This is a genomic window from Hydrogenophaga laconesensis (assembly GCF_031457235.1).
Lineage (GTDB): Bacteria > Pseudomonadota > Gammaproteobacteria > Burkholderiales > Burkholderiaceae_C > Hydrogenophaga > Hydrogenophaga laconesensis.
In genome coordinates this window covers 59605-85010 of record NZ_JAVDWE010000015.1, presented here as the reverse complement: position 1 = coordinate 85010, position 25406 = coordinate 59605, and the positions used below count along the sequence as shown (strand labels likewise).

The window sequence follows — 25406 nt, the reverse complement described above, 5'->3', positions numbered from 1 at the left end:
CCAATTGGTGAATAAAGGGGCAAGAAACCCATGCGAAAGATCGACATTTACGCCCACATCCTCCCGCGCAAGTACTTCGACCGCATGGCCGAGCTCGCGAAGGACAAGGGCGCCATCAAGCGCTGGCTGACCATCCCCGTGCTCTACGACCTGGACGCGCGGCTGAAGATGATGGAGGGCTTTCCCGAGTACCAGCAGATCCTCACGCTCTCCAACCCGCCGATCGAGCTGATCGCGGGGCCGGACGAATCGCCCGCGCTGGCACGCCTGGCCAACGAGGAAATGGCGAAGATCCGCGACGCGCACCCGGACAAGTTCCCCGCCTTCGTGGCCTCGCTGCCCATGAACAACCCGGCCGCCTGCCTGGAAGAGATGGATTACGCGATCAACGTGCTGGGCGCGCGTGGCATCCAGGTGTTCACCAACGTGAACGGCCGCCCGCTGGACGAGCCCGACTTCTGGCCGATCTTCGACGCGGCGGTGAACACCCACGACGTGCCGGTGTGGATGCACCCGGCGCGCGGCGCGAACATGACCGACTACGCGTCCGAGAAAAAGTCGAAGTTCGAGATCTGGTGGACCTTCGGCTGGCCGTACGAGACCAGCGCCGCCATGACGCGCATGGTGTTCTCCGGCTTCTTCGACAGGCTGCCCAACCTGCGCGTGATCACGCACCACATGGGCGCGATGATCCCGTTCTTCGACGGCCGCGTCGGCCCCGGGCTGGACCAGTTCGGCAGCCGCACCTCGGACGAAGACTACGAGGGCCTGCTGAAAAGCATGGCGAAGCGGCCCATCGACTACTTCCGCATGTTCTATGCGGACACCGCGCTCGCGGGCGGCCGTTCCGGCATCCGCTGCGGGCTCGACTTCTTTGGTGCGAAGCAGGTGGTGTTCGCGTCCGACTGCCCCTTCGACCCCGAGGGCGGCCCCATGTTCATCCGCACCATCCCCGAAGCCATCGACTCGCTGAACCTGCCCGAAGACGAGCGGGAAGGCATCTACTTCCGCAACGCGCTGCGTCTGCTGAAGATGCCCTGCTGCTAGCCGCCACATCCACCCCTCAAGGAGACAGACCATGACGACCCGGAAATGGATCGGCGCGCTGCTGGGGGCCGTGCTGGCCGCCACCGGCCTCGCCGCCCAGGCGCAGACCCAGAACTACCCCAACCGCCCGGTGCGCATCATCGTGCCGTACGTGCCCGGCGGCACGGTCGACCTGGTGGCCCGTGTGCTCGCGCAGCGCCTCACCGAACAGATGGGCCAGCCCTTCGTGGTGGAGAACCGCGCCGGCGCCAGCGGCGTGATCGGCAGCGACATGGTGGCCAAGGCCGCCGCCGACGGCTACACGCTGCTGGTGCAATCGCCCACGCTCATCGCCAACCCGCTCATGGTGCGCAAGGTGCCGTACGACGTGGTCACGGACTTCACGCCGGTCTCTTTCCTCGGCTCCGTGCCCATGGTGGTGGCCGCGCACCCCAGCGTGCCGGCCGACAACCTGCAGCAGTTCCTGGAAGCCGCGCGCGCGAAGCCGCAGAACTTCAGCCTCGGCACCTCGGCCATCGGCTCGCCCATGCACGTGTCGCTCGAAGCCATCAAGTTCGGCGGCAAGCTGGAGATGCCCATCGTCGCCTACCGTGGCACCGCCGCCGCGCTGAACGATCTGCTCGGCGGCCAGATCAGCTTGATCATCGACGCCCTGCCCTCCACCGCCCCCCACATCGCCAGCGGCAAGCTGAAGGCGCTGGCCGTCACCACCAGGGCGCGCATCCCCGGCATGCCCAGCGTGCCCACGGTGGCCGAGTCCGGCATTCCCGGTTTCGAGATGGTGACCTGGTACGGCCTGTGGGCGCCGGCCAAGCTGCCCGAAGCCATCAGCAAGCGCCTCACGGAAGAAAGCGCCAAGGCCATGCGCTCGTCGCTGGTGACGGAACGGCTCGGCGCACAGGGCTTCGTCGCCGCACCCATGGGCCCGGCGCAGTTCGCGCCCTACATCACCAAGGAAATCGCGACCTACGCGCGCATCGTGCGCGACGCGAAGATCCAGATCGACTGAGGTGTTGGGGGCGGACCCGTAAACTTCCCGCCCATGAACCTCAAGATCGCCGTCTATTCCAAGTCCGCCTGCCCGCAATGCGAGTCGGCCAAGATGTTGCTCAAGTCGAAATCGCTTCCTTTCGAGGAAATCAAGATCGACGACGAAGCCGAGCGCCTCGCCTTCTATGAGAAGTGCGGCCCCTCGGTGCGGCAGATGCCTCAGATCTTCATCAACGACCAACGCGTCGGCGGCCTGCAGGGCTTGCAGGCGGCGCTGGCGCAGCTGGGGCGGTAGTCTCGGAATCTATGGGCTTGCATAGGTATGAGGCTTGGCGGTTGAAGCAAGCCAAAAAACTATGCGATCTCATAGATTTTGTGTTTGAGATCAGCCAATTCGCCAAAATCTATGTGGAAGCATAGATTTCTGCCAAAACAGCGTATCCGGTCTTAGAATCTATGCTTTCCCATAGATCAAGGCCATGAACATCCCGATTCAAACACCCGCCGAACTGGGCCTGGTGCTGCGCATGGTGCGCAAGGCCCAAGGGGTTCGGGCCGACGATCTGGCCGGTTCGGCCGGCGTGGGGCCGGTTTTTGTGCTCGACGTGGAAAACGGCAAGACCACGGTGCAACTCGGCAAGGTGCTGCAGGTGCTGCAGGAAGCAGGCATCGGCGTGCAGCTCGAACTGCCTGACCACGTGGACCTGAGCCAGGTGCGGCCCGTGAGCAAGCTCCAGGGTGACGAGCGCCGCGAGAAGCTCCTGAAGCACTGGGGCGACTGGCTGGCCCATTTCGAACAGCAGCTCAAAGCCGATCCGGCGCGCGATCCGTGAACCGCGTGCCACCCGACGACTCGCTGGCGGTGACCGGAGGCACCCTGTTGCAGCCCGCCGCGCGACCGCTGCCCTCGGCCGATGATCTGGCTCGCGAAGCCGTGGCCTGTGAGGCCTTGCTCGACCGCCTCGCGGCCCACACCGACATCCTCAGGCACAGCCCCGAGCTGGCCAGCCAGATGCGCCGCCAGCTGCGCGAGGGCAAGCGCCCTCGCCTGCTGGAGCTGCGCATCAATGGCGACGAGGTCGGCTGGCTGTTCGACGTGCTCGACGTCTGGGTGCTGCAGTACAGCCCGCACTGGCTGGAGCAACCGGGCGCGTACGCACTCGCTCCCGGCCTGCCCTTGCGAGAGGCCGCGCATGTGGACGGCGCCTCGGTGCGGCCGGTGCAGTGGTACTTCGACAACCTGTTGCCCGAAGAGGAATTGCGCAAGGCCCTCGCGCAGGACGCGCGACTGGCGTTCGAGGACGCGTTCGGCCTGCTGCGCCATTACGGCGCAGAGTCTGCCGGCTCGCTGGTGCTGCAACCCCTGGGCGCGCCAGTGGCAACCACCGGCCTGCAACCGCTGCCGTTCGATGCACTGGCCCGGCGCATCCAGCAGCTGCCCGTGGCGCCACTCACCCAGGCCGCGCCCAAGCGCATGTCGCTCGCGGGTGCGCAGAACAAGATGGTCGTGGTCTACCGGCCGCATCCGCCAGCCGGCGCAGAGGTGGACACACTGTTCGAGCCCCTGGCCGGCACCGCGTCCACCCACATCCTCAAGCCCAACTCCACGTCGCACAGCTACCCGCATTCGGTGATCAACGAGTACTTCGTGATGAAGCTCGCGGCTGCGCTGAAACTCAACGTGCCGTCGGTGCATCGCCTGTACCTGCCCGAGCCGGTGTACCTCATTGAGCGCTTCGATCGCCGCACGGCTGCGTCGCAGGACGTGCAGCGCATCCATGCCATCGACACCTGCCAGCTGCTCAACAGCCCGCGCACCCTCAAGTACGAACGCGCCAACCTGCCCACCCTGCTGAGCGCGGTGGATGCCACCCGCTCGCGCGCCCTCGCGCGCAACCAGCTCTACCAGTGGCTGGTGTTCAATGTGCTCGTGGGCAACGGCGACAACCACCTGAAGAACCTGTCGTTCACCGTGTCCGCCAGGGGTATAGAACTGGCGCCGGGCTACGACATGCTGTGCACGGCGGTCTACGACACCCCGCTCTACGCCGCAGAACGCGCCATCTGGCCGCGCACCGCGCTGGGCACGGTGTTACCGCAGGGAACGCACTTCGACGAGGTGAACCACGAGCGGCTGCTTGCTGCCGGCGCCGCCCTCGGTCTGGGTGAAAGCACCGCCAGGCGTCTGCTACAAGACATGCTCTCGCGCATCGAGAAAGAAGCCGACGCGCTGATGCAGGCCATCGGCGAAGACAACCAGGCGCTCGAGCAGCGCTTCAAAGGCATGGAACACGGCGCGCCTCATGCGGCCGTGGCGGGGGGCGAGATGCAGCTGCTGCGCGCCATCCGCCATGTGGTGATCCGCGACATGGTGGCGCAGGTCCGCAAGGGCTGAAGACCCGGCTTGAAGCGCGCGGGATGCCGCACTGCGGCGACCTCATGCGGGGTCAGCGTGGCGCACCCCGCACCGCCGCCTCGATGGCGGCGACGTGGATCTTCTTCATGGTCATCATCGCGTCGAACGCGCGCTTGGCCGCTGCGCGGTCGGGACCGGTGAACGCCTCGGTGAGCACGCGCGGCGTGATCTGCCACGACACGCCCCAGCGGTCCTTGCACCAGCCGCACTCGCTCTCCTGGCCACCGTTGCCGACGATGGCGTTCCACAGGCGGTCGGTCTCGGCCTGGTCGTCCGTCGCGATCTGGAACGAGAACGACTCGTTGTGCTGGAACACCGGGCCTCCATTGAGGCCGATGCAGGGGATGCCGGCCACGGTGAATTCCACCGTGAGCACATCGCCTTCCTTGCCGTCGGGGTAGTCGCCCGGTGCGTGGTGCACCGCGCCCACGTGGCTGTCGGGGAAAGTGGCCGCGTAGAACGTCGCGGCGTCGAGCGCGTCGCGTTCGTACCAGAGGCAGACGGTGTTCCGGGGGATCACGTCACACGCTCATCTTCTCGATCTGCTTCTCGGTGTCGAGCAGACCCATCACACCCAGCGCGCCGGCCGACACGCCCAGGTAAATCAGCGCATCGAACGGCGACTGCCCGTTGCCCAGCGCCACCCCCAGGTGCAGGAGCGATGCGATCGCGGCCATGCCGGCCACGGTGATGATGCACAGCTTGAAGAACTCTTTCATGACCGTCTCCTTGAATGGACTGTGAATGCGGGTTGGAAACTGAGAGCAGAGTTTCAATTTGAAACCGGGCGCGCGCTGTAGGAGCGCCAAAAAACACGCCGTAGGAGTTGTCTGACGAACTTTCCGTGTCCGGCGGCGCGGTTCGGGCACGCCGTTTGCCCCTTTGGTGGAACGCCGCGCTTCGCCAGAGGCAGGGCCCAACCAGGAACCCCATGAACGCGCCTCACATCAGCCAGACACCACCCGCCGACGGGATCGACGTGCTGGTCGTCGACGATTCGGCCGAAGCCGCCGACACCCTGGCCATCGCCCTGAGCCTGGATGGCTACCGCGTGCGCACCTGCCACAGCGGTGCGGCGGCGCTGTCCGCCATCGCGCAGGACTTTCCGCTCTGCATGCTCATGGACTTCGGCCTGCCCGACAAGGACGGCCTGGACATCGTGCGCGAGGTGCGGGCCCGGCATGGCGACACGATCGTTCTGGTGATGTGCACCGGGTGGGACATGGGCGAACCCCGGGTGGCCGAGGCCGCCGATCTGGTGGACCACTACTTCACCAAGCCGGTGAGCCTAGAAAAATTGCGGCAGATTCTGCCGCCTTTGGCGCCGGAAGGCGTCCGCGCCTGACGAGCGCCTCAGGCGGCGAGTGCCATCGGTTGACGGGACCCGGCCGCCTGGGCCAGCGCCGCGGGCTGGAACGTCTCGTCGTCGGCCTCCACCAGTTCCACGCGCAAGCCCTGCGGCAGACGCGACGACAGGTGCGGCTGGAGATACGGACACTCATCGAGCCAGAGCTCGGGCTGATCCTGCAGCTGGGGGACACAGCTGTTGAAAACCAGCCCTTCGTCGAAGCCGGGCTGAAGGCCAAAAATCTTGTAGGCAAACACGAATGCGCTCCCAGTAAACGGATGGTGAATGGGGACCCGGTGCATGTGCTTCAAACTTTGTGCTCACATGCTGCCACCACTGCGGGGCAAGAATATGACGGTCCGTGTTACTGGCTTGTAGGACGTGTGGCAATTCTCACGACAGACCGCGCGAAGCGGCCAGCGGCACGTTGTCTTTTCAGCGTTTGGGGAACCGGCGCTGCGGCACCGGGGTGCGGCGTGAACGCGCGACGATGCGGTACATGAGCCAGTGCACCCACACGCACACCACGAGGAAGCCCGCACCCACCAGCGCCCCCACGAACCAGCCCCAGGCGAAGCCACTCAAGGCGCCCGCGGCCAATGCGAACGCGCAGAGCCACGCGCAGTCGACCACGTTGACCAGTGCCTTGTCCCGCCGGGATGCCGGTTGCATGAACACGCTCCTTGTCGCCGGGGCTCAGGCCCCCGGCATGGGCAGTGTCACCGGAAAATGCTCCGCCAGATAGGCCTCGCCGCGCTCCAGCACGAAGTAGCGGAACGCTTCCGCCGCCGGTGACAGCAGCTTCGACTGCGTGTGCACCACGTTCCACGCGCGCACCACCGGCGCGCCTTCCACGTCGAGCACGGTCAGCAGCTGGTTGCCGAGTTCGAGGCCGATGGTGTGCAGCGAGAGAAAGCTCAGGCCCATGCCCGCCATCACGGCCTGCTTGATGGTTTCGTTGCTTGCCATCTCCATGATCACGCGCAGTTCCACGTGTTCGTCGTGCAGGAATTTCTCCAGCGCGGCGCGCGTGCCCGAGCCCTGTTCGCGCACGATGAAGTCGTATTCCCGCAGCAGCGACGGCGGCACATGGCCGGTGTGTGCGAGCGGGTGGCCCATGGGTGCCACGAACACGTGCGGGTGCGCCGCGAACGGCTCGGCGCGCGTGGCCAGTTCCTTGGGCGGGCGGCCCATGATGGCGATGTCCACCTCGTTGGCGTGCAGCATCTTCACCAGCTGTTCGCGGTTGCTCACGGCCAGGCGGATGTCGATGCTGCCGTGCTCGCGGCGGAACTCGGCCAGCAGGTGCGGCAGGAAGTACTTGGCCGTGCTCACCATGCCGATGACGAGCGTGCCGGTCTCCAGCTTCTGCAGCCGCGCGGCGGCGTCTTCCGCGTCCTTCAGCGTGGCCAGCACCTTGCGCGCATAGACCAGCATGTACTCGCCCACGGTGGTCAGCGCCACCTTGCGGCCGTTGCGCTCGAACAGGGGCATGCCCACATGCCCTTCCAGCTCCTTGACCTGCATCGTCACCGCCGGCGGGGTGAGGTGCAGCACCTGCGCCGCCCGCGCAAAGCTCAGGTGGCGCGCCACCTCGCTGAACACGCGCAGCTGGCGAAAGGTCGCGTTCTTCATTCAGTAATTCCTTAACTGAGATGCAAGGAATCGTGAATTTACTTTATTCAAGCCCAAACCTAAAGTCCGCTCCACCCGAGACAAACCTCTTTTTTCTGGAGCCAACGATGAGCAACGCCCCCGCAGGTTCGACCGAGATCAAGGACGCCAAAAAGCGCTACAGCGCCGGCGTGCTCAAGTACAGGCAGATGGGCTACTGGATGCCCGACTACGTGCCCAAGGACACCGACACGCTGTGCCTGTTCCGCATCACCCCGCAGGACGGCGTGGACCCCGAAGAGGCCGCCGCCGCCGTGGCCGGCGAATCCAGCACCGCGACCTGGACCGTGGTCTGGACCGACCGCCTCACCGCCTGCGACAGCTACCGCGCCAAGGCCTACAAGGTCGAGCCCGTGCCCAACCGGCCGGGCGAGTATTTCGCCTGGGTCGCCTACGACCTGATCCTGTTCGAGGAAGGCTCCATCGCCAACATGACGGCCAGCCTCATCGGCAACGTGTTCAGCTTCAAGCCGCTGAAGGCCGCGCGCCTGGAAGACATCCGCATTCCGGTCGCTTACGTGAAGACCTTCAAGGGCCCGCCGACCGGCCTCATCGTCGAGCGCGAGCGCCTGGACAAATTCGGCCGCCCGCTGCTGGGCGCCACCACCAAGCCCAAGCTAGGCCTCTCGGGCCGCAACTACGGCCGCGTGGTGTACGAAGGCCTCAAGGGCGGGCTCGACTTCATGAAGGACGACGAGAACATCAACTCGCAACCCTTCATGCACTGGCGCGACCGCTTCCTGTTCGTGATGGACGCGGTGAACAAGGCCAGCGCCGAAACCGGTGAGGTGAAGGGCAGCTACCTCAACGTGACCGCCGCCACCATGGAGGACATGTACGAGCGCGCCGAGTTCGCGAAGGAACTGGGCTCGGTCATCGTGATGGTGGACCTGGTGATCGGCTACACCGCCATCCAGAGCATGGCCAACTGGTGCCGCAAGCACGACATGATCATGCACATGCACCGTGCGGGCCATGGCACCTACACGCGGCAGAAGAACCACGGCGTGAGCTTCCGCGTGATCGCCAAGTGGCTGCGCCTGGCCGGCTGCGACCACCTGCACACCGGCACCGCCGTGGGCAAGCTCGAGGGCGACCCGCTCACCGTGCAGGGCTACTACAACGTCTGCCGCGACAGCTACACGAAGACCGACCTGCCGCGCGGCCTCTACTTCGACCAGGACTGGGCCGACCTCAAGAAGGTGATGCCTGTGGCCTCGGGCGGCATCCATGCCGGCCAGATGCACCAGCTGATCGATCTCTTCGGCGACGACGTGGTGCTGCAGTTCGGCGGCGGCACCATCGGCCACCCCATGGGCATCCAGGCCGGCGCGGTCGCCAACCGCGTGGCGCTCGAAGCCATGGTGAAGGCGCGCAACGAAGGGCGCGACATCCTGCAGGAGGGCCCGACCATCCTGAAGCAGGCCGCCCAGCACTGCAGCCCGCTCAAGGCCGCGCTCGATACCTGGGGCGAGATCAGCTTCAACTACCAGAGCACCGACAGCAGCGACTACGTCGCAACGCCAGCGATGGCCTGAACTTTCCCTTTGCACACGAGGACCGCACACCATGATGACCAACGCCACCGGCCGCATCACGCAAGGCCAGTTCAGCTTCCTGCCCGACCTCACCGACGCCGAGATCACCGCGCAGATCGAATACGGCCTGCGCCGGGGTTACGCCTGGAGCGTGGAATACACCGACGACCCGCACCCGCGCAACACCTACTGGTCGATGTTCGGCCACCCGATGTTCGACCTGCACGACGCCGCCGGCGTGATGCAGGAGCTGCAGGCCTGCCGCAAGGCGTTCCCGCGCCACTACATCCGCATGATGGCCTTCGACTCGACGCGCAACGTCGAGACCATCGTGATGAGCTTCATCGTCAACCGCCCGGCCAGTGAGCCCGGCTTCATGCTGGAGCGCCAGGAAGTGAACGGCCGCAGCCTGCGCTACACCACGCGCGGCTACGGCACCGATCGCCCCGAAGGCGAGCGGTATCAGTAACCCCCTGCGCCGCTTCGCGTCTTCCCCCTCCGGGGGACCGCACCCACGGCCCGGCAAAGCCGGTTCCGTGGTGCGACTTGACCCAGGTGACCACATCCATGAACTCGACGCTCTACGCCATCCCCGGCAGCACGCCGCCACCGACCGATGCCGCGGTGACCACCGCGGCGGCATCGGTGGTGCCGGCCCCGACACCGACAGAGGCGCCGCGCTCGGTGGGCGCGGTGCTGGCCGAGACCCAGGTCGAAGCCGTGCTGCAGGAGCTGGACGACGAGCTCGTCGGCCTGGCGCCGGTGAAGGCGCGGGTGCGCGACATCGCGGCCCTGCTCGTCATCGACAAGCTGCGCACCGGCCTGGGCCTGCCGTCCGAACCGCCCAGCCTGCACATGTGCTTCTCGGGCAACCCCGGCACCGGCAAGACCACGGTGGCGCTGCGCATGGCGCAGATCCTTCACCGCCTGGGCTACGTGCGCAAGGGCCACCTGGTGGCCGTCACGCGCGACGACCTGGTCGGCCAGTACATCGGCCACACCGCACCCAAGACGCGCGAGGTGCTGAAGAAGGCCATGGGCGGCGTGCTGTTCATCGACGAGGCCTATTACCTCTACCGCCCCGAGAACGAGCGCGACTACGGGCAGGAGGCGATCGAGATCCTGCTGCAGGTGATGGAGAACCACCGCGACGACCTGGTGGTGATCCTCGCGGGCTACGAAGACCGCATGAACACCTTCTTCCAGTCCAACCCCGGCATGCGCTCGCGCATCGCGCACCACCTCACCTTCCCGGACTACAGCGCCGGTGAGCTGATGCAGATCTCGCGCAAGATGCTCGCCGAACAGAACTACCGCTTCAGCCCCGAGGCGGCCGGGGCCTTCGAGCGTTATCTCGGCCTGCGTCTGGAGCAACCGCATTTCGCGAACGCGCGCAGCGTGCGCAACGCGCTCGACCGTGCCCGCCTGCGCCAGGCCAGCCGCCTGTTCTCGCAGCCGCACCGCGAGCTCACGGCCGAAGAGCTCACCACGCTGCAGGCGCCCGACATCCTCGGCAGCCGCCTCTTCACCGGCGAAGGAGAGGCCGATGCTTGAGGCCCTCATCTTCGACGTGGACGGCACGCTGGCCGACACCGAGGCCGCGCACCGCGCCGCCTTCAACGACGCCTTCGCCGAGGTGCGCCTGGACTGGCACTGGGACGACGCCACCTACATCCGCCTGCTCGGCGTCTCGGGTGGCAAGGAACGCATCGCGCACCACTGGCGCATGGTCGAACCCGACGTGGCCGAAGGCGCGGCCATGCAGGCCACGGTCGAACGCGTGCACGCCATCAAGACGCGCCTCTACGAAAGCCGTGTGAGCGGCGGCCAGCTGCCGCTGCGCCCCGGCGTGCTGCGCCTCATGCGCGAGGCCCTGGCCAGCGGCCTGCGCCTGGCCATCGCCACCACCACCACGCCCGCCAACATCGACGCGCTGCTGCGCACGCCGCTCGGGCCGGACTGGAAGCACCACTTCGCCGCCATTGGCGACGCCTCCACCGCCCCGCGCAAGAAGCCCGACCCGCTGGTGTACCAGCAGGTGCTGGCGACCATGGGGCTGCCACCCAGCGCCTGCCTCGCGTTCGAGGACTCCGCCAACGGCCTGCGCGCGGCCACCGCCGCCAGCCTGCAGACCCTGGTGACGCCCACCGTGCACACGGCCGACCACCGCTTCGACGACGCCCTGCTGGTGCTGCCGCACCTGGGCGATGTGGACCTGCCGCTGCCCGGTGGCGTGGCCGGCATGGACCAGCGCTGGGTCACGGTCGATGCGCTGCGCCGCTGGCATGCGGGCAGCACGCTGTTCGAGTCGGCCTGAGCGGCCGCCATCTCTTCCACACACCACAGGTCCCACGATGTCCCGCTCACCCAGGTTCACGCCGCCGCCCGCTTCGACGAAGCTGGCCCCCTCCATCCTCTCGGCCGACTTCGCCCGCCTGGGCGAAGAGGTGCGCGCCATCGAGGCGGCGGGCGCGGACTTCGTGCACTTCGACGTGATGGACAACCACTACGTGCCCAACCTCACCATCGGCCCGCAGGTGTGCGAAGCCATCCGCCCGCACGTGCAGATTCCCATCGACGTGCACCTGATGGTGGAGCCGGTGGACGCGCTGGTGCCGCTGTTCGCCAAGGCCGGTGCGAACTGCATCACCTTCCACCCCGAGGCCTCGCGCCACGTGGACCGCACGCTGCAGCTCATCCGCTCGCACGGCTGCAAGGCCGGCCTGGTGTTCAACCCCGCCACGCCACTGGCCTGGATGGACCACGTGATGGACAAGCTCGACATGGTGCTGCTCATGAGCGTGAACCCGGGCTTTGGCGGGCAGGCTTTCATTCCCGCCACGCTGAACAAGCTGCGCGAGGCGCGCCGCCGCATCGACGCGCACACCGCCACCGGCGGCCAGCCGATCTGGCTGGAGGTGGACGGCGGCGTGAAGCTGGACAACATCGCCCAGATCGTGCAGGCCGGTGCCGACATCTGCGTGGCCGGCAGCGCGGTCTTCGGCGCGCCCGACGCAGGCGGCGGCTACCACGGCGTGATGGGCGCGCTGCGCCAGGCCGCGGCCCGCGCCGATACAGCGGATTCCCACCATTCCAGCAACGCCTCGCGGAGAACACCATGCCACTGACCGGCCGCAAGACCCTCACGCAATACCTGATCGAAGAACGCCGCCGCTTTCCCGAAGCCAGCGGCGATTTCAACGCACTCATCCTCGACGTGGCCATGGCCTGCAAGGCCATCGCGCGAGCGGTGGCCTTCGGCGCACTGGGCGACGTGCTGGGCAACCACGCAGCCGACGCGCAAGGGCAGGGCGGTTCGGTCAACGTGCAGGGCGAGACGCAGAAAAAGCTGGACGTGGTGAGCAACGAATACTTCCTGCGCATCACCGAATGGGGCGGCCACCTCGCCGGCATGGCCTCGGAAGAGATGGACGCGCCGTACCAGATCCCCGAAACCTACCCGCGCGGCAAGTACCTGCTGGTGTTCGACCCGCTCGACGGATCGAGCAACATCGACGTGAACGTGTCGGTGGGCAGCATCTTCTCGGTGCTGCGGGCGCCCGCTGCCGAAGAGCGCGAGGTGACCGAGGCCGACTTCCTGCAACCCGGCACGCAGCAGGTGGCCGCCGGCTACGCGCTCTACGGCCCCACCACCATGCTCGTCATCACCGTGGGCAACGGCGTGGCCGGCTTCACGCTCGACCCGAACCTGGGCGAGTTCATCCTCACGCACCCGGACCTCAGCGTGCCGGCCGACACGCAGGAGTTCGCCATCAACGCCTCCAACAGCCGCTTCTGGGAGGCACCGGTCAAGCGCTACGTGGACGAGTGTCTGGCCGGCAAGACCGGCCCGCGCGGCAAGGACTTCAACATGCGCTGGATCGCCAGCATGGTGGCCGAAGCGCACCGCATCCTCATGCGCGGTGGCGTGTTCCTCTACCCGCGCGACAACAGGCCCCCCCCGAACGGTGCTGCGCACCGCTCCCCCCAGGGGGCTGGCCTGCTTGGGAGCGGCCCGGCGCCGGCCCAGGACGCGACCAATCCCGGCCGCCTGCGCCTGCTCTACGAGGCCAACCCCATCGGTTTCATCATGGAGCAGGCCGGCGGGCGCGCCAGCACCGGGCGCGTGCCCATGCTCGGCGTGCAGCCCGAAGGCCTGCACCAGCGCATCGGCCTGGTGTTCGGCTCGAAGCACGAGGTGGAGCGCATCGAGCGCTACCACGCCGAGCCCGCCCGCAAGGACCTGGACAACCCCCTGTTCCACGAGCGCAGCCTGTTCCGCGTCTAAGAAGGTGCGAATGAACCCGTCATGTCCGCTCGTCCCGCCAAAACGCACCCTCTCGGCGTTGCAAATGCGCGCCGTGGCCCAAGCCACGGCTGTGCTTTGCGCCTTGATAGGGCACGTTGTGGCGACCCGCTCGGCCACGCCGGATCCATTCACACCTTCTAAGCGGCCGCGCCTGCGTTCGCACCGATTCTTCAACTCCACGGGACATCACCATGTCTGAGCGCCACCCCATCATCGCCATCACCGGCTCGTCGGGAGCGGGGACCACCTCGGTCACCCGCACCTTCGAGAACATCTTCCGACGCGAAGGCGTCACCGCCGCCATCATCGAAGGCGACAGCTTCCACCGCCATGACCGCAAGGAGATGAAGCTGCGCCAGGCCGAGGCCGAGCGCGCGGGCAACGGCCACTTCAGCCACTTCGGGCCCGAGAACAACCTGTTCCCCGAACTCGAGGCGCTGTTCGCCAGCTACGGGCGCAGCGGCACCGGCAAGTCGCGCAAGTACCTGCACGACACCGACGAGGCCGCGCCGTACAGGCAGGAGCCCGGCACCTTCACGCCCTGGGAAGACCTGCCCGCCGACACCGACCTGCTGTTCTACGAAGGCCTGCACGGCGCGGTCGTCACGCCCGAGGTGAACATCGCCCAGCACCCCGACCTGCTCATCGGCGTGGTGCCCGTCATCAACCTCGAATGGATCCAGAAGCTCTGGCGCGACAAATCGAAGCGGGGCTACAGCACCGAGGCGGTGACCGACACCATCCTGCGCCGCATGCCCGACTACGTGAACTACATCTGCCCGCAGTTCGCGCACACGCACGTGAACTTCCAGCGCGTGCCCTGTGTGGACACCTCCAACCCCTTCATCGCGCGCGAGATCCCCGCGCCCGACGAAAGCTTCGTCGTGATCCGCTTCGCCAAGCCCAAGGGCATCGACTTCCAGTACCTGCTGAGCATGGTGCACGACTCGTTCATGTCGCGCGCCAACACCATCGTGGTGCCCGGCGGCAAGATGGAACTGGCGATGCAACTCATCTTCACGCCCTTCATCTGGCGGATGATGGAGCGCAAGCAGAGGGCGATGGCATGAGCGCCCGCCAGCAACCCAACCTCGACCTCGCGCGCCGCATGGCGAATGCGATCCGCATGCTCGCGGTGGACGCGGTGGAGGCCGCGAACTCCGGCCACCCCGGCGCGCCCATGGGCATGGCCGACATCGCCGAGGTGCTGTGGAACCGCCACCTGCGCCACAACCCGGCCAACCCCGCCTGGTGCGACCGCGACCGCTTCGTGCTCTCCAACGGCCACGGCTCCATGCTGCTCTACGCGTTGCTGCACCTCACGGGCTACGACCTGTCCATGGACGACCTGCGGCAGTTCCGCCGCCTGCACAGCAAGACCGCCGGCCACCCCGAGGTGGGCGTGACGCCGGGCGTGGAGACCACCACCGGCCCGCTGGGCCAGGGGCTCGCGAACGCCGTGGGCATGGCGCTGGCCGAGAAGCTGCTCGCGCAGGAATTCAACCGCCCCGGCCACGACATCGTCGACCACCACACCTACGTGTTCCTGGGCGATGGCTGCCTGATGGAGGGCATCAGCCACGAGGTGTGCTCGCTCGCCGGTACGCTGCGCCTGTCCAAACTGATCGCGCTGTACGACGACAACGGCATCTCCATCGACGGCCACGTGCAGGGCTGGTTCACCGACGACACGCCGCGCCGCTTCTCCGCCTACGGCTGGCACGTGGTCACGGTGGACGGACACGACCCCAGCCTCATCCACGCCGCGCTGCAGCGCGCACGCAGCGTGGCCGCACAGGCCGAAGGCAAGCCCACGCTGATCTGCTGCAAGACCGTGATCGGCAAGGGCGCGCCCAACAAGCAGGGCAGCCACGACGTGCACGGCGCCGCGCTCGGCGCGGCCGAGGTGCAGGCCACGCGGGAGGCGCTCGGCTGGACGGCCGCACCCTTCGAGATACCCGCCGACATTGCCGCCGCCTGGAACGCCACCGAACGCGGTTGCGCGCAGGAAACGCAATGGCTCCAGCGCCTGGCCGCCTACCGCGAGTCCTTCCCGGCCCAGGCGGCCGAGTTCGAGCGCCGCATGGCCGGCGAGTTGCCCGAGGGGTTCGCCGACAGCCTGCCCGCCCTTGTGGCCGCGCTGGGCCAGCGCAGCGACGCGGTCGCCACGCGCAAGGCCAGCCAGCTCGCGCTCGATGCCATGGCGCCGAAGCTGCCCGAAATCTTCGGCGGCAGCGCCGACCTCACCAGCTCCAACCTCACCAACTTCAAGGGCTGCACCACCGCCGGGCCGAACGCCGCCGGGCGCTTCACCGGCGGCAACCACATGAGCTACGGCGTGCGCGAGTTCGGCATGGCCGCGATCATGAACGGCCTGGCCCTGCACGGCGGCTTCCTGCCCTACGGCGGCACCTTCCTCGCGTTCAGCGACTACAGCCGCAACGCCGTGCGCATGGCCGCGCTGATGAAGCTGCAGGTGGTGCACGTGTTCACGCACGACAGCATCGGCCTGGGCGAGGACGGCCCGACCCACCAGCCGGTGGAACACGTGCCCAGCCTGCGCATCATTCCGGGGCTGGACGTATGGCGGCCTGCCGATGCGCTGGAGACGGCCGTGGCCTGGGCCCATGCGCTGCAGCGGCGCGACGGCCCCACCGCGCTCGCGCTCTCGCGCCAGAACCTGCCGCAGCTCGGCGATGCGTCGCGCGCGGCCGCCATCCAGCGCGGCGGCTACGTGCTCTCCGACATGGAGGACGCGCAGGCCGTGATCATCGCCACCGGCTCCGAAGCCACGCTGGCCATGCAGGCGCAGACCGCGCTCGCGGCCGAGGGCATCGCCACGCGCGTGGTCTCCATGCCCTGCACCCACCTGTTCGACCGGCAGGACACCGCCTGGCAGGACGCCGTGCTGCCCCCCGCGCTGCCCGCCGTGGCGGTGGAGGCCGCGCACCCGGACTTCTGGCGCAAGTTCGTCGGCCGCACCGGCCGCGTGGTGGGCATGGCCACCTTCGGTGAATCGGCCCCCGCGAAAGACCTGTACGCGCATTTCGGCATCACCGCCGCGCGCGTGGCCGACGAGGTGCGCGCACTGGTGCACCCGCGCCCGCGCGTGCGCGCCGGTGCCGACGTGGAGACCGCATGAGCGCCGCGGCCAGCGATTTCGACCTCGTCATGTTCGACCTCGACGGCACGCTGGTCGCCACCGCCGGCGAGATCGGCGACGCCGTCAACGACACGCTGGTGCGCTTCGAGCTGCCGGCCGTGTCGCAGGTGCAGGTGGAGCGCTGGATAGGCCACGGCACGCGCGAGCTGCTGATCCAGGCGCTCGCCTCCGCTGGCAAGACCAGCGCCGACATGGTGCGCACCAGCGCCGCGCTCACGCTCATCGCCACCGAATTCGACCGCGCCTACCAGCGCCGCTGCGGCACGCGCAGCCAGCTCTACCCGCAGGTGCGCGAAACGCTCGTCGCCCTGCGCGAACGCGGCGTGAAGCTCGCGGTGGTGACCAACAAGGAAGGCCGCTACACCGCCACCGTGCTCGACGCGCACCGCCTCACGCCGCTGTTCGACCGTGTGGTCAGCGGCGACAGCCTGTCCACCAAGAAGCCCGACCCGGCCGGCATCCGCAGCTGCCTGGCGCAGTTCGCCACCGTGGCCGAACGCGCGCTGTTCGTGGGCGATTCGTCCATCGACGTGGCCACGGCGCGCAACGCCGGCGTTCGCGTGTGGGCGCTGCCCTATGGCTACAACATGGGCGAGGCCATCACCGCCTGCGATCCCGACCGCGTGATTCCGGATATCTCCGTCCTCCTGAACTGATTTCCCTTCTTCTTCAACGTCATGACACAGACAGCTCCTCTCCGCATCGGCATCAACGGCTTTGGCCGAATCGGGCGCAACGTGCTGCGCAGCGCGATCCAGAACTTCGGGGACATCGAGGTGGTGGCCATCAACGACCTGCTCGAACCCGACTACCTGGCCTACATGCTGCAGTACGACAGCGTGCACGGGCGCTTCAAGGGTGAGGTGAAGGTCGAAGGCAACACCCTGATCGTCAACGGCAAGAAGATCCGCCTGACGCAGGAGCGCGATCCGGCCAACCTGAAGTGGGCCGAAGTGGGCGCCGAGGTGGTGATCGAATCCACCGGCCTGTTCCTGGACAAGGCCACGGCGCAGAAGCACCTGGATGCGGGCGCGAAGAAGGTCATCCTGTCGGCCCCCTCCAAGGACGACACGCCGATGTTCGTCTTCGGGGTGAACGACAAGACGTACAAGGGCGAGGCGATCATCTCCAACGCCAGCTGCACGACGAACTGCCTGGCGCCGATTGCCAAGGTGCTCAACGACAAGTGGGGGATCAAGCGCGGGCTGATGACGACGGTGCACGCGGCCACGGCGACGCAGAAGACGGTGGACGGGCCGAGCAACAAGGACTGGCGCGGCGGTCGTGGGATCCTGGAGAACATCATCCCCAGCAGCACAGGCGCGGCCAAGGCGGTGGGGGTGGTGATCCCCGAGCTGAACAAGAAGCTGACCGGGATGAGCTTCCGGGTGCCCACGAGCGATGTGTCGGTGGTGGACCTGACGGTGGAGCTCAACAGCGAGGCGAGCTACGAGGAGATCTGCGCGGAGATGAAGGCGCAGAGCGAGGGTGCGCTCAAGGGGGTGCTGGGCTACACGACGGACAAGGTGGTGGCGACCGACTTCCGCGGGGACACGCGCACGTCGATCTTCGATGCGGACGCGGGGATTGCGCTGGACAAGACCTTCATCAAGGTGGTGAGCTGGTACGACAACGAGTGGGGCTACTCCAACAAGTGCCTCGAGATGGTGCGTGTGATGGGTCGTGTGAAATGAGGGCACTGCGCTTCACCGACATCTGCGCGAACGGCTTCGCGAAGGACAAGCGTGTCTTCATCCGCGCGGACCTCAACGTGCCGCAGGACGAGACGGGCCGCATCACGGAAGACACCCGCATCCGTGCGAGCATCCCCGCGATCCGCATGGCGCTGGAGGCCGGCGCGGCGGTCATGGTCACCAGCCACCTGGGCCGGCCCACCGAAGGCGCCTTCAAGCCCGAAGACTCCCTGGCCCCCGTGGCCGCGCGCCTGGGCGAACTCATGGACCGGCCCGTGCGCCTGGTGAGCAACTGGGTCGACGGCGACTTCTCGGTGGCCCCCGGCGAGGTCGTGCTGCTGGAGAACTGCCGCCTGAACGTGGGCGAGAAGAAGAACAGCCCCGAACTGGCGAAGAAGCTCGGGGCCCTGTGCGACATCTTCGTGCACGACGCCTTCGGCACCGCGCACCGCGCTGAAGGCACCACCTACGGCATCGCCGAGACCGCCCCCATCGCCTCGGCCGGCCCGCTGCTGGCGGCCGAGATGGATGCGATTGCCAAAGCCCTGGCCGCCCCCAAACGGCCATTGGTGGCGATCGTGGCTGGCAGCAAGGTCAGCACCAAGCTGACCATCCTGCAGAGCCTGGCGAAGAACGTGGACCACCTGATCGTCGGTGGTGGCATCGCCAACACCTTCATGCTGGCCGCGGGCCTGAAGATCGGCAAGAGCCTGGCCGAGCCGGACCTGGTGGACCAGGCCAAGGCGGTGATCGAGGCGATGAAGGCGCGGGGGGCGGAGGTGCCGATCCCCACCGACGTGGTGACGGCCAAAAGCTTCAGCGCGGACGCGCCGGCCACCACGAAGCTGGCCACCGAGGTGGATGACGACGACCTGATCCTGGACATCGGGCCGCAGACGGCGGCGAAGCTGGCCGAACAACTCATGAAGGCGGGCACGATCGTGTGGAACGGGCCGGTGGGGGTGTTCGAGTTCGCGGCGTTCGAGGGTGGCACGAAGGCCATCGCGCAGGCGATTGCGAAGAGCAGCGCGTTCAGCATCGCGGGGGGCGGGGACACGCTGGCGGCCATTGCGAAGTACGGCATCGAGCAGGAGGTGGGCTACATCTCCACGGGCGGTGGTGCTTTCCTCGAGGTGCTTGAAGGCAAGACCTTGCCCGCGTTCGAAATCCTGGAACGCAGGGCCACATGAACTCCCACGCTCCGCCGCTGCGCGGGTCGCTGCCCCCCGAGGGGGCCGAGCCGGCCTTGGGAGCGGCCCGGCGGCCGGCTCGCTGATTCCCTTTTTCATTTCAACAGGAGATTTCCATGGCCCTCGTTTCCCTCCGCCAGGTGCTGGACCACGCCGCCGAACACGGCTACGGCGTGCCGGCCTTCAACGTCAACAACCTCGAACAGATCCTTGCCATCATGGAAGCCGCGCAGGAGACCGACAGCCCGGTGATCCTGCAGGCCTCGGCCGGTGCGCGCAAGTACGCGGGCGAGGCCTACCTGCGCCACATGGTGCTGGCGGCGGTGGAGGCGCACCCCGATCTGCCCGTGGTGCTGCACCAGGACCACGGCGCCACGCCGGCGGTGTGCATGCAGTCGATCCGCTCCGGCTTCACCAGCGTGATGATGGACGGCTCGCTGCGCGAGGACGGCAAGACGCCGGCCAGCTACGACTACAACCTCGCCGTCACGCGCCGCGTGTGCGACATGGCGCATGCCGTGGGCGTGTCGGTGGAAGGTGAGCTCGGTTGCCTGGGCTCGCTGGAGACCGGCGAAGCCGGCGAGGAAGACGGCGTGGGCGCGGCCGGCAAGCTCACGCACGACATGATGCTCACCGACCCCGACCAGGCCGAGGACTTCGTGCGCCGCACCGGCGTGGACGCGCTGGCGATTGCCATCGGCACCAGCCACGGCGCCTACAAGTTCACGCGCCAGCCCACCGGCGACATCCTCGCCATCGACCGCATCGCCGCCATCCACGCCAGGGTGCCCAACACGCACCTCGTGATGCACGGCAGCTCCAGCGTGCCGCAGGAGTGGCTGGCCATCATCCGCGAGCACGGCGGCGACATCAAGGAAACCTACGGCGTGCCGGTGGAGGAGATCCGGCGCGGCATCCGGAACGGTGTGCGCAAGGTCAACATCGACACCGACATCCGCCTGGCCATGACCGGCGCCATGCGCCAGACCTTCGCGAAGGAGCGCAGCGAGTTCGACCCGCGCAAGGCGCTGCTCGCCGCGAAGAAGGCCGCGCGTGCCGTGTGCCGCGAACGCTTCGAGGCCTTCGGCAGCGCTGGCCAGGCCGGGAAGATGAAGCCGGTGCCGCTGGAGGCGATGGCCGACAGCTACGCCTGAACCGGCACGGCTCCGATGACGCATCGGATGCGACCAGTCATCGGTTGAAACGACCGCCGGGCGGACACCGGTGGTTACAGTGCCCGCTCGGTTGCACGGCGGGTTGTGGGTCTGGATCCTCTGGGGAGTGATGCAAGGCAAGTGAAGCTGCTCTGGCGTGTGAAGTTCTTTCAACGCACCTCGAGTTCCACTGCCATGCACCCCCCGCCGTTCCGGCCCGCCTCACGGGTGGCCACCGTTGTCCTTGCCCTTGCCCTGACCGCCTGCGGTGGCTCACCGTCGCCTTCCGAGCCACCCGCGCCGCCACCGGGCCCCACGGCCCCCGGTGCCATGGCGCAGGCACCGACCGTGGCCTACCAGGCCAAGCGCTTCGACTTTTCCTGGCCCGCCGAGCCGCTGGCCACGTACTACCAGGTGGGCGTGGCGACCAGCACATCCGCGCGCACCGTGCTGGCCGACAACCTCACCGGCCTCCACCACGCGGTGGCGGACATCGATCTGGTCGATCACGACCTCACTACGGACTACGCGGTGCGCGCGTGCAACGCAACGGGCTGCGGCGACTGGTCGCCGACCCGCCTGCCGGATGCGAACCAGGCCATCGGCTATTTCAAACCGATGGTGCCGGGTGTCTTGAGCTTCGGGCGGATCAACAAGCTCGCGCCGGATGGGCGGACACTGGCCGTCCAGGCCGGTGCACAAAGCCTGCAGCTGTTCACCCGGGACGTCACCGGCTGGCGACACCAGCAGACCCTGACCCGCCCTGAGATGCGAGGCGTCGGGTCGATCGCGTTCTCCGGCGAAGGCACACTGCTGTGGGGCGGCTACCACTCGGGCAGCATCGGTGGCGTGGAAGATCCCGGCGAGGTGTTCGCCTACCGCTTCGATGGCAGCGCCTGGGTGCAGCAGCAGCAGATCGACTATCCCGGCCCGGCCGTGGGAACGAAGCTGGCCTTCGGCGGTGGTGTGGCCCTGTCCCTGGACGGCAGAATCGCGCTCGTCTCGGCGATCGGCAGCGTCCTCAATGGCGGTGTTCCCGGCAAGGTCTACGTCTACCGGCGCGACGACACCACAGGCTGGGGCCTGGTGGCCACGCTGGCGCCGGCCTTCGAGCAACCGACGGCCCTGTTTGGCGGTTGGCTCGCGATCTCCGCGGATGCGTCGACCATTGCGGCCACGAGCGTCTACCACCCGAGCGGCTCGGCCCTCGACGAGTCCGATACGTCCAGCCCGAGTTCCGGCGCGGCGCATGTGTTCAGGCGGGTCGGCGGCACCGACAACTGGGTGCAGACGGCGTACCTCAAGGAGCCGGTGATCGCCGCCAGCTCCAACTTCGGTTCCGCGCTGGCGTTGTCCGGTGACGGCTCCACGCTGGCCATTGGTGCCCGGAATTCGCAGGTGGCCTATGTGTACCAGGGTGCGAACGGCGTGTATGGAACACCCCAGACCCTCGCGTACGCGCCGTCCGCCGCGCGGTTCGGCTACGACCTCGCCATGACGAACGATGCGAGCCGCCTGGTTCTCGCCGACATGAATTCGGGCGACCTGTCCGCCGGGCTGGGCCACACCCCGGTGGCGGCCGGTGTCACCTGGGTCGGCGCGGCCTATGTCTTCACCCTGCAAGGCGGCAGTTACCAGTTCGGCAGCTACCTGAAGGCCCCGAATCCGCGGATCAACAGCTACTTCGGACTGTTCATGTCCGTGGCCGGCGAGGAGGGCAGTGTGGCCATCGGCTCGCCCAGCGAGTCGAGTGGCGCGACCGGCGTTGGCGGCGACTGGTCGGACACCAGTGGCACCAACAGCGGCGCGTTGTACCTCTACTGAATCGCCGTCCGGCCCTGGCTCAGGGCTCGATCACCACCAGGTTGTAGGGCCGCGCGCCCACGTAGAACGGGCTGCCCGGCGTGGCGGTGAGCGAACCGTTGCCGGCGTCGATGTCGGCGATGTGGAACGTGATGGTGTGGAAGTCGGACGAGTACAGGCGCGTGCCGCTGGCGTTGGTGGTCACGTACTCGGTGCGGATGTTGTTGGGTTGCGAGGCCTGCTCGGTCAGCGCGCCGCTTGCCGTGTCGATGTCGTACAGCCGGATGCCCTGGTTGGTGCCCAGGTAGCCCACCGTGCCCGCCCCGTTGGTGGTGAAGGACTTCCACTCCCACGTACTGGAGGCGGTGGTGTAACCGCCGGGCATCAGGTCGGTCAGTGCGCCGGTGGTCGGGTCGATGCGGTACACGTTCAGGCGCGCCTGCCAGCCGGTCACATAGAGGAAGTCGCCCGAGGGGTGCATGGCGATGCCGTAGCCCTGGCCACCGTTGGTCCAGGGACTGCCGGCCACCGGGGTGAGCGCGCCGGTGGCGGTGTTGATGCTGAAGCCCGAAACGTCCATGCCGTTCTGGTTGGTCACATACAGGTGGTGGCTGTCGGGCGTGATGGCGATCTTGGTGGGGATGTTGCCGGCCGCAAACGGGCTGCCCGCCACCTCGGTGAGCACGCCGGTGGTGGCGTCGATGCTGTAGGCGCTGACGCTGCTGCCCTGGCTGTTGGCCACGTAGCCGAAGCGGCCATCGGGGCTGATCTCCATCGACATGGGGCCCGTGCCCGTGGCGACCGGCCCACCGGGCAACGCCGTGAGCTCACCGGTGGTGGCATTCACGCTGTAGCCCGATACGGTGTTGCTGGCCAGGTTGGTGGTGTAGATGAACCGGTGGTCCGGCGTCTTCGCGATCCAGCGGTTGTTGTCGCCGGCCGGGTAGGGCGAGCCCGGCAGGTCGGTGCGCGCGCCGGTGGTGCGGTCGATGCGGTAGCCCAGCACGCGGTCGTTGCCGTAGTCGGGGATGTAGACCCAGGACACGGCGGCTGTCGCCACGCAGCTCACGGCAACGTTGGTGACGTTCGCGCTGGCGATGGTTCCGCTGCCGTTCGCGATGCTGCAGACATGGCCGGGCGGCTGCGTGAACAACGTCACGTTGTAGGTGGCCTGGTCGGCCACAGACGTGGCGAACGTGAAGGCGCCGTTGGCCGTGATGTTGAGCGCATCCGCGCCGTTGTTCTGCAGGATCAGCTGGCCCGAACCCAGGCCGCTGACCGTGCCGCCCACGGTGTGGGTGACGGCGGGCGTGACCGGCGGTGTGCCCGGGGCCGGCGGTATGACAGGCGTCGGCGTGACGACGGGTGCGGGGGGTGTGCTGGTGGTGGGGGCGTCGGAATGGCTGGAGCCGCCGCAGGCGGTCAGCAGCATCAGCGAAGCGCCCAGGGCCAGGGCCGGGAGGGAGCGGCGAACGAATCGGGGAGCAATGGTTGTGGGCATGCGCCGGGACGACAGTGGTGGATCGGAATCCTCACTATCGGAACCGTAGCGCGATCACTTGAATTTTTCTGCTGGATGACAGGGCGCGCCACCCACCGCCGGTCACGCCAGTGGCAACTCCAGCACGAACTCCGCACCACCGCCGTCCACGTTGTGCGCGCCCAGCCGCCCGCCGTGCTGCTCCACGATGCCGTAGCTGATCGACAGGCCCAGGCCCGTGCCTTTGCCCACCGGCTTGGTGGTGAAGAAGGGGTCGAAGATGCGCAGCAGGTGCTCGGGCGGAATGCCGGGGCCGTTGTCGCGCAGGGCCACGCGGGCCATGCCGTCCCCGCGTTCCAGCGACACGCGGATGCGCGGCGCGTCGAGGTGGCTCACGGCATCGAAGCCGTTCTGCAGCAGGTTCATCATCACCTGCTGCAGCTGGCCGGCGCTGCCCATCACCGTGACCGGTTCGCCGGCTGCCCACTGCACCTCCACCGGGGTCGCCCGACCCTTCTGCACCCAGTGGATCGCCCGATCGATCACCTCCACCAGGTTCACCGGCTTGCGCTCTTCCGGGTCCATGGCCGAAAAGCGCTTGAGCCCGTGCACGATGTCGGCCGTGCGCTGCGCGCCTTCGAGAGTGCCTTCGATCAGCGAGGGCAGGTCGGCCAGCAGGTGTTCGATGCGCAGCCTGCGGCGCATCTCGGCCAGCACGGCCTCGGGTTCGTTCGCGTGCATCGCGGCGATGTAGGTGCGCAGCCGGTCGCTGTACTTGCTGAGCGCGTGCACGTTGCCCAGCACGAAGCTGATCGGGTTGTTGAGTTCGTGTGCCACGCCGGCCACCAGCTGGCCCAGTGAGGCCATCTTTTCCGAATGCAGCAGCTGCTGCTGCGTGCGCTTGAGCGCCTCGTGCGCGGCGCGCATCTCGTGGTACGCGCGCTTGAGCTCGGCCGTGGGCCGGCCCACCCACACGGTGCCCACGCGCCGGCCCTTGTCGCCGATGCGCGGCGTGCAGTTCGCGTCCACCGACACGGACTGGCCCGCGCGGTCCAGCAGGTTGAGTTCAATGCCCTCGCCCGCGCGCGGCGCGTCGGCCTTCTCCATCGCGGCGCGCGCCAGGTTGCGGCTCTGCTCGTCGGCCAGCAGGGCGTGGAGCGGTGTGCCGCTCAGCTGTTCTTCCGGGCGCCCGGTGAGCTCGCACAGCGCGGCGTTCGCCTGTTCGATCACGCCGTTCTCGTCGCACACCACCAGCACGTCCGACATCGAGGTCAGCACGCTGAAGATGAACTGCTGCGACTGTTCGAGCTCGGCGTTCTTCTTCTCCAGCTCCACCTCGTCGTCGATCAGCCGCGTGTACACCTCGTCCATCTTCTGGATGACGTCCATCCAGGTGGACTCGTCCACGCCCTCCATGGGGCCGGAGGGCAGCGGGCTGCGGGGACGCTCTGTGCTCATGGGAATGTCCGGCGAGACGCGCAACCGTCCAGAGGCATCCAGGGTCCGGCTCCGCCGGCCCGAGATGCCGTCCCCCCTCGAAGCGCCGAAGGCGCGCCGTAGAGGGGGGAAGCCGCGCAGCGGCGCAGGGGGGTGTTCATAT

General features: G+C 67.7%; 26 protein-coding genes. 19 read left to right on the top strand and 7 right to left on the bottom strand.

Translation table 11 applies throughout. The features are described from left to right. Window positions 1–30 precede the first annotated feature (30 nt). The 5 genes from J2X09_RS21850 to J2X09_RS21830 all read left to right on the top strand — a co-directional run bounded on the left by J2X09_RS21850 (window position 31) and on the right by J2X09_RS21830 (window position 4432). Window positions 31–1047: an amidohydrolase family protein gene (locus J2X09_RS21850; RefSeq protein WP_204735430.1), complete on the top strand. Its 1017-nt coding sequence runs from the start codon at window positions 31–33 to the stop codon at window positions 1045–1047. 31 nt (window positions 1048–1078) lie between these two features. Next, entirely contained in the window at window positions 1079–2056 is a 978-nt protein-coding gene (locus J2X09_RS21845) for a Bug family tripartite tricarboxylate transporter substrate binding protein (RefSeq protein ID WP_204735431.1), read from the top strand. 33 nt (window positions 2057–2089) lie between these two features. Beyond that, entirely contained in the window at window positions 2090–2332 is a 243-nt protein-coding gene (locus J2X09_RS21840) for a glutaredoxin family protein (protein ID WP_204735432.1), read from the top strand. A gap of 184 nt (window positions 2333–2516) precedes the next feature. Then, a complete protein-coding gene (locus tag J2X09_RS21835) occupies window positions 2517–2870 on the top strand; it encodes a helix-turn-helix domain-containing protein (RefSeq protein WP_204735433.1) in 354 nt (117 codons plus the stop codon). Further along, window positions 2867–4432: a HipA domain-containing protein gene (locus J2X09_RS21830; protein WP_310309383.1), complete on the top strand. Its 1566-nt coding sequence runs from the start codon at window positions 2867–2869 to the stop codon at window positions 4430–4432. Before J2X09_RS21835 ends, J2X09_RS21830 begins: the two co-directional genes overlap by 4 nt. Window positions 4433–4484: 52 nt before the next feature. Here the strand turns inward: J2X09_RS21830 and J2X09_RS21825 are convergent, their stop codons facing one another. Together J2X09_RS21825 and J2X09_RS21820 are read right to left on the bottom strand one after the other, a co-directional pair. Next, window positions 4485–4973, bottom strand: coding sequence for a VOC family protein (locus J2X09_RS21825; RefSeq protein WP_204735434.1), 489 nt, complete (start codon window positions 4971–4973; stop codon window positions 4485–4487). Window position 4974: 1 nt separating this feature from the next. Then, window positions 4975–5172, bottom strand: a complete 198-nt coding sequence (locus tag J2X09_RS21820; protein WP_204735435.1) for a hypothetical protein — start codon at window positions 5170–5172, stop codon at window positions 4975–4977. Window positions 5173–5384: 212 nt separating this feature from the next. Between J2X09_RS21820 and J2X09_RS21815 the strand changes: the two genes are divergently transcribed. Continuing rightward, on the top strand, window positions 5385–5798 hold the full coding sequence (locus J2X09_RS21815) for a response regulator (RefSeq protein ID WP_204735436.1): 414 nt from the start codon (window positions 5385–5387) through the stop codon (window positions 5796–5798). 8 nt (window positions 5799–5806) lie between these two features. On the opposite strand, the gene J2X09_RS21810 is transcribed toward J2X09_RS21815, so the two are convergent. From J2X09_RS21810 to J2X09_RS21800, 3 genes are all read right to left on the bottom strand, one after another. Further along, on the bottom strand, window positions 5807–6058 hold the full coding sequence (locus J2X09_RS21810; protein ID WP_204735437.1) for a hypothetical protein: 252 nt from the start codon (window positions 6056–6058) through the stop codon (window positions 5807–5809). A gap of 178 nt (window positions 6059–6236) precedes the next feature. Further along, window positions 6237–6473: a hypothetical protein gene (locus J2X09_RS21805; protein ID WP_204735438.1), complete on the bottom strand. Its 237-nt coding sequence runs from the start codon at window positions 6471–6473 to the stop codon at window positions 6237–6239. 24 nt (window positions 6474–6497) lie between these two features. Beyond that, complete coding sequence (locus tag J2X09_RS21800; RefSeq protein ID WP_204735439.1) at window positions 6498–7436, bottom strand: LysR family transcriptional regulator; 939 nt, start codon at window positions 7434–7436, stop codon at window positions 6498–6500. Between the two features lie 107 nt (window positions 7437–7543). Between J2X09_RS21800 and J2X09_RS21795 the strand changes: the two genes are divergently transcribed. The 13 genes from J2X09_RS21795 (at window position 7544) to J2X09_RS21735 (ending at window position 22347) form a co-directional block, all read left to right on the top strand. Continuing rightward, entirely contained in the window at window positions 7544–9013 is a 1470-nt protein-coding gene (locus J2X09_RS21795; protein ID WP_204735440.1) for a form I ribulose bisphosphate carboxylase large subunit, read from the top strand. Between the two features lie 31 nt (window positions 9014–9044). Next, complete coding sequence (locus J2X09_RS21790) at window positions 9045–9482, top strand: ribulose bisphosphate carboxylase small subunit (RefSeq protein WP_204735441.1); 438 nt, start codon at window positions 9045–9047, stop codon at window positions 9480–9482. Window positions 9483–9580: 98 nt separating this feature from the next. After that, complete coding sequence (gene cbbX / locus J2X09_RS21785) at window positions 9581–10567, top strand: CbbX protein (protein ID WP_204735442.1); 987 nt, start codon at window positions 9581–9583, stop codon at window positions 10565–10567. Beyond that, the gene (locus tag J2X09_RS21780; protein WP_204735443.1) at window positions 10560–11330 is read left to right on the top strand and encodes an HAD family hydrolase; all 771 of its coding nucleotides are present in this window, start codon (window positions 10560–10562) and stop codon (window positions 11328–11330) included. The genes cbbX and J2X09_RS21780 overlap by 8 nt, the downstream gene beginning before the upstream one ends. A gap of 37 nt (window positions 11331–11367) precedes the next feature. Next, window positions 11368–12141 carry a ribulose-phosphate 3-epimerase gene (gene rpe / locus J2X09_RS21775; RefSeq protein WP_204735444.1) on the top strand — a complete coding sequence of 258 codons (774 nt, stop codon included), beginning with the start codon at window positions 11368–11370 and terminating at the stop codon, window positions 12139–12141. After that, window positions 12132–13301 carry a class 1 fructose-bisphosphatase gene (locus tag J2X09_RS21770; protein ID WP_204735445.1) on the top strand — a complete coding sequence of 390 codons (1170 nt, stop codon included), beginning with the start codon at window positions 12132–12134 and terminating at the stop codon, window positions 13299–13301. The genes rpe and J2X09_RS21770 overlap by 10 nt, the downstream gene beginning before the upstream one ends. Window positions 13302–13513: 212 nt before the next feature. After that, window positions 13514–14392 carry a phosphoribulokinase gene (locus tag J2X09_RS21765; RefSeq protein ID WP_204735446.1) on the top strand — a complete coding sequence of 293 codons (879 nt, stop codon included), beginning with the start codon at window positions 13514–13516 and terminating at the stop codon, window positions 14390–14392. Further along, a complete protein-coding gene (gene tkt, locus J2X09_RS21760) occupies window positions 14389–16464 on the top strand; it encodes a transketolase (RefSeq protein WP_204735447.1) in 2076 nt (691 codons plus the stop codon). Before J2X09_RS21765 ends, tkt begins: the two co-directional genes overlap by 4 nt. Further along, the gene (locus J2X09_RS21755) at window positions 16461–17141 is read left to right on the top strand and encodes an HAD-IA family hydrolase (protein WP_204735448.1); all 681 of its coding nucleotides are present in this window, start codon (window positions 16461–16463) and stop codon (window positions 17139–17141) included. The genes tkt and J2X09_RS21755 overlap by 4 nt, the downstream gene beginning before the upstream one ends. Before the next feature lie 21 nt (window positions 17142–17162). Continuing rightward, window positions 17163–18179: a type I glyceraldehyde-3-phosphate dehydrogenase gene (gene gap, locus J2X09_RS21750; protein WP_310309379.1), complete on the top strand. Its 1017-nt coding sequence runs from the start codon at window positions 17163–17165 to the stop codon at window positions 18177–18179. Next, entirely contained in the window at window positions 18176–19369 is a 1194-nt protein-coding gene (locus J2X09_RS21745; RefSeq protein ID WP_310309377.1) for a phosphoglycerate kinase, read from the top strand. Before gap ends, J2X09_RS21745 begins: the two co-directional genes overlap by 4 nt. A gap of 116 nt (window positions 19370–19485) precedes the next feature. Next, complete coding sequence (gene fba / locus J2X09_RS21740; RefSeq protein ID WP_204735540.1) at window positions 19486–20523, top strand: class II fructose-bisphosphate aldolase; 1038 nt, start codon at window positions 19486–19488, stop codon at window positions 20521–20523. A gap of 195 nt (window positions 20524–20718) precedes the next feature. Further along, entirely contained in the window at window positions 20719–22347 is a 1629-nt protein-coding gene (locus J2X09_RS21735) for a hypothetical protein (RefSeq protein WP_204735541.1), read from the top strand. A 19-nt stretch (window positions 22348–22366) separates the two neighbouring features. On the opposite strand, the gene J2X09_RS21730 is transcribed toward J2X09_RS21735, so the two are convergent. After that, window positions 22367–23827, bottom strand: coding sequence for a lactonase family protein (locus J2X09_RS21730; RefSeq protein WP_204735542.1), 1461 nt, complete (start codon window positions 23825–23827; stop codon window positions 22367–22369). Between the two features lie 102 nt (window positions 23828–23929). Beyond that, the gene (locus J2X09_RS21725; RefSeq protein WP_204735543.1) at window positions 23930–25264 is read right to left on the bottom strand and encodes a sensor histidine kinase; all 1335 of its coding nucleotides are present in this window, start codon (window positions 25262–25264) and stop codon (window positions 23930–23932) included. Between the last annotated feature and the right edge of the window lie 142 nt (window positions 25265–25406).